Below are 12792 nucleotides of genomic sequence, written 5' to 3' on the forward strand. Positions count from 1 at the left end.
GGAGGCTCCGGGGCAGTACCGGTTCGACGGGTGCGACAGGTACCGTGGACCGGCCTGGACCACGGAAGACCCGAACTGACCACTGAGGGCCCGAGGACCGAGGACCGAGGACATCGCAAGGAGCTTCAGGTGTTCAATGACATAGGACCGCTCGAGCTGGTGACGCTGATCGTCCTGGCCGTGCTCGTCTTCGGTCCGGACAAGCTCCCGAAGGTCATTCAGGACGTGACGCGCACCATTCGGAAGATCCGCGAGTTCTCCGAGAGCGCCAAGGCGGACATCCGCGGCGAGCTGGGGCCCGAGTTCAAGGACTTCGAGTTCGAGGACCTCAACCCCAAGACGTTCATCCGCAAGCAGCTGGACAACGACGAACTGGGGCTGAAGGAGATCCGCAACGGCTTCGACCTGAAGAAGGAGATGGCCGAGGTCACGGACGCCGTCCACAGCCGCGACACGGACACCGCCGCCTCGGGTTCGTCGTCCTCCTCGCCGTCCTTGCCCTCGTCCGGCGGCGGTCGCGTCGACATGACCAAGAAGCCCGAGGAGCCGGGCAAGGACGACCGTCCGCCCTTCGACGCGGACGCCACCTGAGCCACCCGCGCCCCCGGTGTGAGGGGGCGCACGCCGCAAGCGCCGGGTGGATTCCCGGCAGCCGGGAGCAGGGTGGCTATGCTGCCTGGTTGTTGTGCGGAGCGGACGAGTACGCCCGAACGGGGGCGGGCCGGTCGTTCCGTCGAGAACGAGGAGGCGTCCGGGCAGATGGAGACGACGAGTCGGGCAGTCGCGCAGACGCCGGCCGCGGAGGGCGGACCACAGGTCCCCTCCGTCCGGCGTACGGTCGACGGCTACCTGGAGGCACCCTTTCCCTGGTACGGCCTCGACGAGGCCTTCACGGGGCCGCGCTGGCTGATGCAGGTGGGCACGGCGGCCGACGGGGCCGTCGAGCACGGTTGTGTCGGACACGGCGACGAGCCCTCCGTGCGGCACGAGACGGCAGGCGAGGACCGCGGGAAGTTCGCGGTCGTGGTGACCGTCGCCGCGAACCCGGTCCGGCGCAGCCCGGACGGCACCGGTCTGCTCGAGGCCACCTCCGTGTCCTCGGCGGCCTGGCTCGCGGGTGTGGGCCTGCTGTCCTTCACCTGGCCGGGCCAGATGGACCACAGCCTGCGCGACGAGTGGCTGGACCAGCAGACCGAGACGGCGTGGGTCCTCGCCGACGACCTCTCGGGACCGGACTGGTCCACGCTGTCCCTGCCGGTCGACGGTGTGCCGACCCCGTTCCACTACCGCGAGTCCGAGTTCGGCTGGGTGCTGGCCGGTTCCACCGCGGGCGGGGTGCATCTGGGGGCGTACGGACGCGGCATGAGCGCGTACGGTCTCGGCTTCTCCGCGATCAAGGACATCGCCGAGTACGCCTAGACACGACGCCTGGACACGACGCCTGGACACAACAAAAGAGGGTGCCCCCGAGCGGAGGGCACCCTCACGGGCGGGCGACGCCGTGATGCCGGTCTAGAACTTGTTCCTCGGGGTGATCCCCAGCGACAGTCCCGACAGGCCGCGCTGCCTGCCGCCGAGCTTGCCCGCGATGGCCCGCAGCGCGGAACCCGCCGGGGACTCGGGGTCGGTCAGGACGACCGGCTTGCCCTCGTCGCCGCCCTCGCGCAGCCGGACGTCGATCGGGATGGAGCCGAGCACCGGGACGTTGGCGCCGGTCGTGCGGGTCAGCCCGTCGGCCACCGACTGTCCGCCGCCGGTGCCGAACACGTCGACCATCTCCCCGCAGTGCGGGCAGGGCAGGCCGGACATGTTCTCCACCACGCCGACGATCTTCTGGTGGGTCTGCACGGCGATGGACCCGGCCCGTTCGGCGACCTCGGCCGCCGCCTGCTGCGGGGTCGTCACGACCAGGATCTCGGCGTTCGGGACCAGCTGCGCCACCGAGATCGCGATGTCGCCGGTGCCCGGCGGGAGGTCGAGCAGCAGCACGTCCAGGTCGCCCCAGTAGACGTCCGCCAGGAACTGCTGGAGCGCGCGGTGCAGCATCGGGCCGCGCCAGACGACCGGGGCGTTGCCCGGAGTGAACATGCCGATGGAGATGACCTTCACGCCGTTCGCGGACGGCGGCATGATCATGTTCTCGACCTGGGTGGGACGGCCGTCCGCGCCCAGCATGCGGGGCACGCTGTGGCCGTAGATGTCGGCGTCGACGACACCCACCTTCAGGCCGTCGGCCGCCATCGCCGCCGCCAGGTTCACCGTCACCGACGACTTGCCGACGCCGCCCTTGCCGGACGCGACCGCGTACACGCGGGTCAGCGAGCCGGGCTTGGCGAACGGGACCTCGCGCTCGGTCTGGCCGCCGCGCAGGGCGCTCGCCAGTTCCTTGCGCTGTTCGTCGCTCATCACGTCGAGGGTGACGTCGACGCGGGTGACGCCCTCCACCGCAAAGACGGCGTCGGTCACCCGCTGGGTGATCGTCTCGCGCATCGGACAGCCGGAGACCGTCAGGTACACGGTGACCGCGACCGCCCCGTCCGCACCGATCTCCACCGACTTCACCATCCCGAGCTCGGTGATGGGTCGGTTGATCTCGGGGTCGTTCACCGTCGCGAGCGCTTCGCGCACGGTGTCACCCGAAAGGGTGGAGCCCGGCTTATCGGCGGCCATCGGTGTTTCCTTCGCTACTAGTCTCCTGCCTGTGCCGTCAGGCGCCGGACAGGGCTTGTCCGTCATGAGGACGCGGTCGCGTCCGATTGAGAAGCCGCTCCCTGGGAGAGGCGGAGTCACAAGCACGATGGTACGGCGCATTCAGCGGCCCTCAGGAACCATCCTCCATCAGTTGGGATGCCCGGTGCTCCTCGATCTCCTTCAGGAGATCCTGGAGCTCGGAGCGGATCCAGTCCCGGGTGGCGACCTCGCCGAGACCGATCCGCAGGGCGGCGATCTCCCGGGTCAGATACTCGGTGTCGGCGATGGACCGCTCGTTCTGCTTGCGGTCCTGCTCCAGGTTGACCCGGTCGCGGTCGTCCTGCCGGTTCTGCGCGAGCAGGATCAGCGGGGCCGCGTAGGAGGCCTGGAGGGAGAGCATCAGGGTCAGGAAGATGAACGGGTAGTTGTCGAAGCGCAGGTCGCGTGGGGCGAAGATGTTCCACAGGACCCAGACGATGATGACGATCGTCATCCAGACGATGAACCGTCCGGTGCCCAGGAACCGCGCGATGCGCTCCGACAGCCGTCCGAAGGCCTCCGGGTCCCACTCGGGCAGGATCCGGTGCCGGGGTGGCCGCGGCTGGTCCAGCCGGGGCCGGTGCCGGCCGGACGCCGTGGCGCCGACCGGCGTGCGCTCGGCGCGCCCGCCGCTGTCGCGCTCAGGAGTCACCCGGACCCACCTCCTCGGTCGCGCCCTCGTCGAGGTGGAACTCCGTCTCCCGCCAGTCCTCGGGCAGCAGGTGGTCCAGGACGTCGTCCACGGTCACCGCGCCCAGCAGCGAGCCCGCCTCGTCGACGACGGGGGCCGCGACCATGTCGTACGTCGCGAAGAATCCGGCGACGACCGGCAGCGCCGCGTCCGGCGCCAGGGCCTGCAGATCGTCGTCGATGATCGAGCTGACCAGGGTGTACGGCGGGTCGCGCAGCAGTCGCTGGAAGTGGACCGTGCCGAGGTACTTGCCGGTCGGCGTCTCGTCGGGCGGGCGGCAGACGTAGACCTGCGCGGCGAGCGCGGGGGAGAGGTCGCGGTTGCGCACGCGCGCGAGGGCGTCCGCGACGGTGGCGTCCGGCCGCAGGACGATCGGCTCGGTGGTCATCAGCCCGCCCGCGGTGTGCTCCTCGTAGGCCATCAGACGCCGCATGTCGGCCGCGTCCGCCGGTTCCATCAGACTCAGCAGCCGCTCCTGGTCCTGCTCCGGGAGCTCGGACAGCAGGTCGGCCGCGTCGTCGGGGTCCATGGCCTCCAGGACGTCCGCGGCGCGCTCCTCCTTCAGCTTGCCGAGGATCTCGATCTGGTCGTCCTCCGGCAGCTCCTCGAGGACGTCGGCGAGGCGGTCGTCGTCGAGGGCCGCGGCCACCTCGGCGCGCCGCTTCGGCGACAGGTGGTGCAGGACGTTGGCGAGGTCGGCGGGGCGCAGCTGTTCGAAGGTGGCCAGCAGGCTCTCCGCGCCCTGCCCGTGCTCCTCCAGCGAGAACCCGGTGACCGCCGACCACTCCACGGTCAGCGTCTCGCCCTTCGCCCGCCGGAACGCGCTCGCCTTCTTGCCCTTGCGGACGAAGACGCGGTCGATCTCCCAGTCCCGGCGGGCCGGCAGCTGCTGCACCGACACGTCGAGGACGCCGACCTCCTCGCCGGTCTCGACGAGCGTGACGCGCCGGTCGAGCAGTTCCCCGAAGGCCAGCCGCTCGGTCGGCCGCTGCTCGAAGCGCCGGACGTTGAGCACGCCGGTGGTGATGACCTGTCCGGACTCGATGCCGGTGACCCGGGTCATCGGCAGGAAGATGCGCCGCCGCGTGGACAGTTCGACGACCAGCCCGAGCACCCGGGGCGGCCGGCGGCCCACCCGCAGTACGACGACGAGGTCGCGTACCCGGCCCACCTGGTCACCGTTCGGATCGAAGACGGGGATGCCGGAGAGGTGCGAGACGAAGATCCGCGGGGCGCCCGCTGCCATCACCGCACCTCCTTCCCTGCCGACTTCTTCACGGACACTTCCACGGCCGCCTTCACGGCCGTCTCCGCTGACTTGTTCACGGAGCGACCGTCCGCGTCGTCAGGGGTGACGCACTTCTCCCGAATGCCCGCTCGTGCGGGCTTAAGGCTAGCCCGTCCCGATCGGATACGCCCTGGTGGGCGGTCCGGACGGACTGGCTCCGCCAGGGCTCCGAGACCCCGGTACGCTGCCGTACGCCGCTCGGCACAACCCCGCAGAAAGGTGAATCCCCCTGTGACTGCGATTCCCCAGAACCGTACGCGCCGGGTCCCGCTGGTGAGCGCGGTGTGCGCGCTGGTCGTGGGTCTGGGACTGACGGGATGCAGTGAGGATCCGGACGCGGGCACGAACGGGGTGGGCAGACTTCCCGCCCCGGAGATCCAGGCGAAGACGAAGGCGGCCGCGGACTCGGTCGACGCGGTGCGCCTGTCGGGGAACGTGGTCACCAGCGGGCGCACGTACAAGCTCGACATGCGGCTGAAGGCGGACGGCGCCACCGGCTCGGTCACCGCCGAAGGGTCCACCTTCCATCTGCTGCGGGTCGGCGAGCAGCTGTTCCTGAAAGCCGACGCGGCGTTCTGGAAGCACGAGGACGCCAAGTCCGACGACGGCAAGGACGCGGCGACCGGCGGCAAGCTCGACGGCAAGTATGTGAAGGTGCCGACCGGCGACCCGTCGTACAAGAAGTTCAGCGGCTTCACGGACAAGGATCTCCTGCTCGACGGTCTGCTGACGCTGCACGGCTCGCTGGACACCGACGGCCACCACGAGCAGTCCGGCGTCCGCACGGTCCGCATCACGGGCGACGGTGGCTCCGGCGGCGCGCTGGACGTGTCGCTGGAGGGCAAGCCGTACCCCCTGCGCCTGGAACGCGCCGGAGGGGCGGGCACGCTGAGCTTCTCGGCCTGGGGGAAGGACTTCGCCCTCAAGGAGCCGACGAAGGGCGAGACGGTGGACTACGGCAAACAGCTCCCGACGTCGTAGCCCCGACGTCGTAGCCCAGACGCCGTAGCCTCGTCGCCGGGCGTCCGCGGCGGCTACTTGCGTCTGCGTTTGCGCAGCAGCAGCTTCGGGAGTGCGGCCGGCGCCGCCTCGCGCGTCGTGGCCGGGGTGGCGACGGGCGCCGTGGCGAGGTCCCCGTCCGGCAGCGGCGCCAGGTCGCCGGTCGGCTCCAGCCGGAGCACCCGGCACTCCCGGGCCCAACGCTCTGTCATGGCCTCGCCGTCGGGCGCGTTCAGCCGCTTGCCCTTGAGTTCGGCGACGGCCGCCTCCCACGCCTTCGAGCCCGGCGTGAGCTGGACGATCCGAGCCGTCCAGGAGACCAGTCGGCCGCCCTTGTCCTTGCTGCGGACGGTGACCTCGGCCGAGCCGCCCTCGACGAGCCCCGGTAGCGGCTGCTCGCCCGGCCCGTCGCCGACCAGACAGGCCGCGCCCTCGTGCCAGACGTGCCACAGCGCACGCGCGGCCGTCTCACCGGCGCCCCTGACCCAGACCAGGCCGGACTTCTTGGTGGCCTCCTCGACGAGGGCCCGCTCGACGAGTGCCCGCTTGTCGGGCGCCTGCTCGTCGGGGGTCTGCTCGGCGAGGGTCTGCTCGGCGAGGGCCTGCTCGTCGAGTGCCCGGTCTCCGTGGGCCCGGCCGGTCGGCTCGCTTGTCATGCCGTCAGCCTAGCCGGGCGTCCTCACAGCCAGCCGTTGCGCTTCAGCGTGCGGTGGATGCCCACACACAGGGCCACCATGGCCGACATGACGACGGGGTAGCCGTACTTCCAGTGCAGTTCCGGCATGTAGTCGAAGTTCATCCCGTACACCCCGCACACCATCGTCGGTACGGCGATGATGGCGGCCCAGGACGTGATCTTGCGCATGTCCTCGTTCTGCGCGACGGAGGCCTGTGCGAGGTTGGCCTGGAGGATCGAGTTGAGCAGCTCGTCGAAGCCGATGACCTGCTCCTGGACCCGGGCGAGGTGGTCGGCGACGTCCCGGAAGTACTTCTGGATGTCGGGGTCGACCAGCCGCATCGGCCGCTCGCTCAGCAGCTGCATCGGCCGCAGCAGCGGCGACACCGCACGCTTGAACTCCAGCACCTCACGCTTGAGTTGGTAGATCCGGCCGGCGTCCGTGCCGCGCGGGGTGCCCTTGCGTCCCGGCGAGAACACCTCCGTCTCGACCTCGTCGATGTCGTCCTGCACGGCGTCCGCCACCGCGATGTAGCCGTCGACCACGTGGTCGGCGATGGCGTGCAGCACCGCCGAGGGGCCCTTGGCGAGCAGTTCGGGGTCGTCCTGGAGGCGGTGGCGCAGTGCGCGCAGCGAGCCCTGGCCGCCGTGCCGGACGGTGATGAAGAAGTCCTTGCCGGTGAAGCACATGACCTCACCGGTCTCGACGACCTCGCTGTTGGCCGTCAGCCGGTCGTGCTCGATGTAGTGGATGGTCTTGAAGACGGTGAAGAGGGAGTCGTCGTAACGCTCCAGCTTGGGCCGCTGGTGGGCCTGCACCGCGTCCTCCACGGCCAGCGGGTGCAGCCCGAACTCGGCGGCGATACCGGCGAATTCGGCCTCGGTCGGCTCGTGCAGCCCGATCCACACGAAGCCGCCGTCCCGCCGCACCTGACGCATGGCCTCCTGCGGGTTCGGCGCCTGGGCGAAGACGACGCGGGCGCCGTCGCGGTAGACGGCGCAGTCGACGACGGCCGACGGCGTGGCGGGGTCGCGGGTGGTGTCGTAGGCGCCGTTGTCCATACGCCCGCCCCCCTTGCGCAGGGAGGGGCGGGCCGGGCGGACGACGGCACGGAGGTCGCGGATCATCGACATGGCAGGTTCCTTCGCGACGAGCAAAGAAAGACCGCCACGGCGGGTGGAACTGCCCGGAATGGGGACGTCCTGACTTGGGTCTTCCCGGCCCTCGAGGCGGGAAAGGTTTGGCACGTCCACAAAGCGGGGAGCACCGCTCCGTCGCGGTGGCGAGCTTCGCTACTGATTCAGATCAAACGATCAGACAGATCAGGCAAAACGAAACGAAGTGCTCTTCCGCTGAAGATGAGCGCGAGAGTCGGCGACCAGCCGGAGGCGAGAAGGCCAGAGGCGAAGAGGCCAGAGCAGTTGCGTCAGCGGCCGGAAGAGCGAGTGGTACTGCACGGGTGACTTCGATCCATGACAGCCCCACCTCCTCCAGCCGGTCCCTCGTAAGGGAGTCTCGTCTGCGTCGGGGCAAGATCGCGACGCTTCAGCGTGCTGCCCCGAACCACCGGGCAAGAGTAGCAGTCGACCGAAGTGTCAAGGTGCTGCTTTGCCGCGCTCTGACGAGTTCTATGCTCGCCGCATGGCTGATGTTCTTCCTCTGGTCGAGGCCCGTCTGCGCACGGCGCTGGGCGAGCCGGACGCCCGCGCGGCGGTCACCTTCCTCGGCGCCGACCGCGTCGAGGTGCTGCGTTTCCGTGAGGGCGACATCGTTCGCTACGCCACGCTCGGCATGTCCGCGCAGCCGATGAGCGATCCCACGGCGGTGCTCGCGGACCCGGTGAAGGGCCCGCGCGCCGAACTGCTCCTGTCCGTCCGGCCGGGTGACGCCGACACGGACAAGGTGCTTCGTCCGCTCGCCGTGCTCGCCGCCTCCCCGCAGGTCGAGGGCGTGGTCGTGGCTCCGGGCGCCTCCCTCGACGTGGGCGGGCCGCTGTGGCCCGGCGCTCCGTTCACCTCGGTCCTGGTCGCCGAGCCGGGCGGTCTGGTGGAGGACCTCGACCTCGACGGGCCCCTCGACCCGGTCCGCTTCCTGCCGCTGCTCCCGATGACCCCGAACGAGGCCGCCTGGAAGCGCGTGCACGGCGCCCAGGCCCTTCAGGAGCGCTGGCTGACGAACGGGACGGACCTGCGGGATCCGTCCCGCAGGTCCGTCCCGTTCGACTGACGCTCCGTGAGGAACGTCACCAAAGCCCGGCCGTCGGCGGCCGGTTGGCGATGCCGGGCGCGGAGGGCTCAGCCGGCGAAGACCGCGACCCCGTCCTCCGTCGCGTGCTGCGGCTCGAGTTCACGTGCCTCGGCCGTGAGTGCCCCGCGCCGGACGACGACCACGACCGCGCCGAGCACCGCCGTCACCGCCGCGACAACGAACGGCACGTGGACGTCGGTCCATTCCTCGATCTTCGGCGCGAAGTAGGGCGCCGCCGCGGCCGCGAACCACCGCACGAAGTTGTACCCGGCGCTCGCCACGGGGCGCGGCGCGTCCGACACGCCGAGCGCCAACTCGGTGTAGACGGTGTTGTTCACGCCGATGAAAGCGCCCGACAGGATCGTGCAGACGACCGCCGTGGAGTGGTCGCCGTAGCCGAGGAGGAGCACGTCGGCGGCGAGCAGCAGCAGCGAGCCGCCGAGCACCTTCAGCGAGCCGAACCGCTTCTGCAGTCGCGGGGCGACGAGCACCGAGAAGACCGCGAGCAGCACGCCCCAGGCGAAGAACACCGCTCCCGACTTGTAGGGGGTCATGTCCAGCACGAAGGGGGTGAAGGCCAGCACGGTGAAGAACGTGTAGTTGTAGAAGAACGCCGAGGCGGCGGCGGAGGCGAGACCGCCGTGGCCGAGCGCCTTGAGCGGGTCGAGCAGCGAGGTCTTGCGGGCCGGCTTCGGCTGCTCCTTCAGGAACACCGTGATGCACAGGAAGCCGATGGCCATCAGGAACGCGGTGCCGAAGAACGGGTAGCGCCAGCTGGCGTCGCCGAGCAGCGCGCCGAGCAGCGGTCCGCAGGCCATGCCGAGGCCGAGCGCGGACTCGTACAGCAGAATGGCGGCCGCGCTGCCGCCGGCCGCCGCGCCGACGATCACGGCGAGCGCGGTGGAGACGAAGAGGGCGTTGCCCAGTCCCCAGCCGGCTCGGTAGCCGACCAGCTGCGCGACCGAGTCCGAGGTGCCGGCGAGGCCCGCGAAGACGACGACGAGGGCGAGGCCGGCGAGCAGCGTCCGGCGTCCGCCGATGCGGCTGGAGACGAAGCCGGTGACCAGCATCGCGATCGCGGTGATCAGGAAGTACGAGGTGAAGAGCAGGGAGACCTGTCCGGCCGTGGCGTCCAGCCCCTGGGCGATGGACGGCAGGATCGGGTCGACCAGGCCGATGCCCATGAAGGCGACGACGGACGCGCCGGCGGTCGCCCACACCGCCTTCGGCTGCCGCAGGATGCTTCCGGTTCCCGCTCCCGCGTCGAATGGGTCCATGGTGCGTCTCACCCCTCCAGAGATGGTTGGTATATGCACATAGTAAGTTAGCTCGGCTAATTAATGCAAGCTACATGTATGTTGTGCGAGAGCAACTGGTTCCGTCCGGACGGGTGATCGTCCTTGACGTGGACGTGCTCGGGTAGGACCGTGGGGCTCTATGAGGGGCGAACCCAGTTGCCCGAAGTGTGGTGGCCGGGTCAGGGCTCCCGGACTCTTCGCCGATTCCTGGCAGTGCGATGTGCACGGGACGGTCCATCCGCTGCAGCCTGTGATCCCGCCCAGCGTCGAGGCGCTCAGCGTCGTCGTGCACCGCACCCAGGTGCCGGTGTGGATGCCGTGGCCGCTGCCGGTCGGCTGGCTCTTCACGGGTGTGACCTATGCGGGCGACGACCGCAGCGGCGGCCGTGCCACCGCGGTGGCCTGCTCCGGGCCCGGACCGCTCGGCGGCATGGGCGAGCTGATCCTGGTCGCCGAGGAGCTGGGCGTCGGCCTGGGCGCGCGCTACGCCGGCGTCGACGGGCCGGACCCGGGGCCGTACATGAGCGTCGAGAAACCGCCGCAGGCCAAGGTCCTGGCCGCAGGTCGGCCCACTCCGCTCTGGCATGTCTCGGCTACCCCGGACGACCGTGCGGTCTTCGCGGGCGAGGCGCGGGGGCTGTGGCTGTGGGCGGTGGTGTGGCCCGAGCAGTCCGGACTGCTGATGTACGACGAGCTGGTGCTGACGGATCTGCGGGACGCGGGGGCGGAGGTGGAGCTGGTGCCCTGCGGGGCACTGTCACCGCGCCTCCTCAAGCCGTAGCGCGCTGTCGGCTTTTGTCGGGCCCTGCTGATTCCGCCGGGCTCTGCCGATCCGGTCGGCCCTGTCGGGTCTGGCGGGTGTAGGGGGCGCCGGGGGGTTTCGGGTGTGACAGGGCGGTCTGATTTTCCGGCTATGCTGGAGCGTCCCCTTCCGTCCGTCCCCGACTGGAGTCCGCGTCGTGCGCATCGATCTGCACTGCCACTCCACGGCCTCGGACGGTACGGACACCCCGGCCGAGCTGGTGCGAGGCGCCGCAGCCGCCGGACTGGACGTCGTCGCGCTGACCGACCACGACACCACGCGCGGACACGCCGAGGCCGTCGCGGCACTGCCCTCGGGGCTCACCCTCGTCACCGGCGCGGAGCTGTCCTGCCGGGTCGACGGGATCAGCATGCACATGCTGGCCTACCTCTTCGACCCCGAGGAGCCCGCTCTGCTCGCCGAACGCGAGCTGGTGCGGGACGACCGGGTGCCCCGGGCGCACGCGATGATCGCCCGGCTGAACGACCTGGGCGTGCCCGTCACCTGGGACCAGGTGGCGCGGATCGCGGGGGAGGGGTCCGTCGGGCGGCCGCATGTCGCCACCGCGCTGGTCGAGCTCGGCGTCGTCCCGACCGTGAACGACGCCTTCACCGCGCACTGGCTGGCCGACGGCGGCCGGGCCCACGTCGGGAAGCACGAGACCGACCCCTTCGAGGCGATCCGGCTGGTCAAGGCCGCGGGCGGGGTCACCGTCTTCGCGCACCCGGGCGCGAGCAAGCGGGGGCACACGGTGCCGGAGGCCGTGATCGCCGAGCTGGCCGCCGCCGGTCTCGACGGCGTCGAGGTCGACCACATGGACCACGACGCGGACACCCGCGCGCGGCTGCGCGGCCTGGCCCGGGACCTGGGGCTGCTGGTCACCGGCTCCTCGGACTACCACGGCAGCCGTAAGACGTGCGTGCTCGGCGAGTACACCACCGACCCCGAGGTGTACGGGGAGATCACCCGGCGGGCGACGGGTGCGTTTCCCGTCCCGGGGGCCGGCGGAGTCTGAGTTCCGACCCCGACTCCGTTTCCACGCCCCTGTGCTGCAGGCTGTGCCCACCCGTTCCTCCCCCCAGTGCCTCCAGGGCCTGGGATACCCCATGCGGAACGACTGTTCACAGCGGTAGCCCTTCTCCGCAAGGCCCAACCATGTTCGACGTCGCTGTCTTCGGCTCCCTCTTCCTCACCCTTTTCGTCATCATGGATCCCCCCGGGATCACCCCGATCTTCCTCGCGCTGACCGCCGGACGCCCCGGCAAGGTGCAGAAGCGGATGGCCTTCCAGGCCGTCTGTGTGGCGGGCGGCGTGATCGCCGTCTTCGGACTCCTCGGCCACCAGATCCTCGACTACCTGCACGTCTCCGTGCCCGCGCTGATGATCGCGGGCGGGCTGCTGCTTCTGCTGATCGCGCTCGACCTGCTCACCGGCAAGACCGACGAGCCGAAGCAGACCAAGGACGTCAACGTCGCCCTTGTCCCCCTGGGCATGCCGCTGCTGGCCGGCCCCGGCGCCATCGTGTCCGTCATCCTCGCCGTGCAGAAGGCGGACGGGGTGGCGGCGCAGGCCTCGGTCTGGGCGGCCATCCTCGCCATCCATGTCGTGCTGTGGCTGGTGATGCGGTACTCGCTGCTGATCATCCGCGTCATCAAGGACGGCGGCGTGGTCCTGGTGACCCGGCTCGCGGGCATGATGCTCTCGGCGATCGCCGTGCAGCAGATCATCAACGGGATCACCATGGTCGTCCGGTCGAGCTGACCTGCGGACACGCGGACAGCAAAGCCCCCTACGGCGGTGCCGTAGGGGGCTCGCAAACCTGTAAGGGGACCCGCGCTGTTACGAGGCCGTGGGGTCGGCCGGACGGATCCACAGCCGCTGCCCGATGGCGGCGGCCTGCTGAACGATCCGGTTGACGGAGGCGGCGTCCACGACGGTGCTGTCCACGGGGGTTCCGTCGACGTCGTCGAGTCGCATGATTTCGAAGCGCATGGCTTCTCCCTTCGTCTGGTCATCCTCCTGAGGAGAACTACTTGGTTACGTAGGGAGTCAACGGCATG

General features: G+C 70.3%; 14 protein-coding genes. 7 read left to right on the forward strand and 7 right to left on the reverse strand.

From position 1 onward, the window contains the following. Window positions 1-129 precede the first annotated feature (129 nt). Together QA802_RS27525 and QA802_RS27530 are read left to right on the forward strand one after the other, a co-directional pair. Window positions 130-591 (forward strand): sec-independent translocase, encoded by a 462-nt coding sequence (locus QA802_RS27525; RefSeq protein ID WP_334527926.1) that lies wholly within the window; start codon window positions 130-132, stop codon window positions 589-591. Window positions 592-759: 168 nt separating this feature from the next. Further along, window positions 760-1419, forward strand: coding sequence for a hypothetical protein (locus tag QA802_RS27530; RefSeq protein ID WP_334527929.1), 660 nt, complete (start codon window positions 760-762; stop codon window positions 1417-1419). A 93-nt stretch (window positions 1420-1512) separates the two neighbouring features. Here the strand turns inward: QA802_RS27530 and QA802_RS27535 are convergent, their stop codons facing one another. From QA802_RS27535 to QA802_RS27545, 3 genes are all read right to left on the reverse strand, one after another. Beyond that, window positions 1513-2670 (reverse strand): Mrp/NBP35 family ATP-binding protein, encoded by a 1158-nt coding sequence (locus QA802_RS27535; RefSeq protein WP_334527932.1) that lies wholly within the window; start codon window positions 2668-2670, stop codon window positions 1513-1515. A 151-nt stretch (window positions 2671-2821) separates the two neighbouring features. Next, on the reverse strand, window positions 2822-3382 hold the full coding sequence (locus QA802_RS27540) for a DUF1003 domain-containing protein (protein WP_334527935.1): 561 nt from the start codon (window positions 3380-3382) through the stop codon (window positions 2822-2824). Beyond that, window positions 3372-4667 carry a magnesium transporter MgtE N-terminal domain-containing protein gene (locus QA802_RS27545; RefSeq protein WP_334527938.1) on the reverse strand — a complete coding sequence of 432 codons (1296 nt, stop codon included), beginning with the start codon at window positions 4665-4667 and terminating at the stop codon, window positions 3372-3374. Before QA802_RS27545 ends, QA802_RS27540 begins: the two co-directional genes overlap by 11 nt. Window positions 4668-4940: 273 nt before the next feature. Here QA802_RS27545 and QA802_RS27550 point away from each other — a divergent pair, with 273 nt between their 5' ends. Further along, window positions 4941-5690, forward strand: coding sequence for a hypothetical protein (locus QA802_RS27550; RefSeq protein WP_334527941.1), 750 nt, complete (start codon window positions 4941-4943; stop codon window positions 5688-5690). Between the two features lie 53 nt (window positions 5691-5743). Here QA802_RS27550 and QA802_RS27555 read toward each other — a convergent pair whose 3' ends face one another. Together QA802_RS27555 and QA802_RS27560 are read right to left on the reverse strand one after the other, a co-directional pair. Then, entirely contained in the window at window positions 5744-6364 is a 621-nt protein-coding gene (locus tag QA802_RS27555) for a hypothetical protein (protein WP_334527944.1), read from the reverse strand. 23 nt (window positions 6365-6387) lie between these two features. Beyond that, a complete protein-coding gene (locus QA802_RS27560) occupies window positions 6388-7518 on the reverse strand; it encodes a magnesium and cobalt transport protein CorA (protein WP_334527947.1) in 1131 nt (376 codons plus the stop codon). Between the two features lie 508 nt (window positions 7519-8026). On the opposite strand from QA802_RS27560, the gene QA802_RS27565 reads away from it, so the two are divergent. Next, complete coding sequence (locus QA802_RS27565; protein ID WP_334527950.1) at window positions 8027-8611, forward strand: suppressor of fused domain protein; 585 nt, start codon at window positions 8027-8029, stop codon at window positions 8609-8611. A 68-nt stretch (window positions 8612-8679) separates the two neighbouring features. Here the strand turns inward: QA802_RS27565 and QA802_RS27570 are convergent, their stop codons facing one another. Next, window positions 8680-9909 (reverse strand): MFS transporter, encoded by a 1230-nt coding sequence (locus QA802_RS27570; protein ID WP_334527953.1) that lies wholly within the window; start codon window positions 9907-9909, stop codon window positions 8680-8682. 160 nt (window positions 9910-10069) lie between these two features. Here QA802_RS27570 and QA802_RS27575 point away from each other — a divergent pair, with 160 nt between their 5' ends. The 3 genes from QA802_RS27575 to QA802_RS27585 all read left to right on the forward strand — a co-directional run bounded on the left by QA802_RS27575 (window position 10070) and on the right by QA802_RS27585 (window position 12493). Next, entirely contained in the window at window positions 10070-10711 is a 642-nt protein-coding gene (locus QA802_RS27575; protein ID WP_310435861.1) for a DUF6758 family protein, read from the forward strand. 178 nt (window positions 10712-10889) lie between these two features. Beyond that, window positions 10890-11747 carry a PHP domain-containing protein gene (locus QA802_RS27580; protein ID WP_334527961.1) on the forward strand — a complete coding sequence of 286 codons (858 nt, stop codon included), beginning with the start codon at window positions 10890-10892 and terminating at the stop codon, window positions 11745-11747. 140 nt (window positions 11748-11887) lie between these two features. Continuing rightward, entirely contained in the window at window positions 11888-12493 is a 606-nt protein-coding gene (locus QA802_RS27585) for a MarC family protein (protein WP_319164882.1), read from the forward strand. A 78-nt stretch (window positions 12494-12571) separates the two neighbouring features. Here the strand turns inward: QA802_RS27585 and QA802_RS27590 are convergent, their stop codons facing one another. Continuing rightward, the gene (locus QA802_RS27590; RefSeq protein WP_107105381.1) at window positions 12572-12724 is read right to left on the reverse strand and encodes a DUF8834 family protein; all 153 of its coding nucleotides are present in this window, start codon (window positions 12722-12724) and stop codon (window positions 12572-12574) included. Between the last annotated feature and the right edge of the window lie 68 nt (window positions 12725-12792).

The organism is Streptomyces sp. B21-105 (genome assembly GCF_036898465.1).
Taxonomy (GTDB): domain Bacteria; phylum Actinomycetota; class Actinomycetes; order Streptomycetales; family Streptomycetaceae; genus Streptomyces.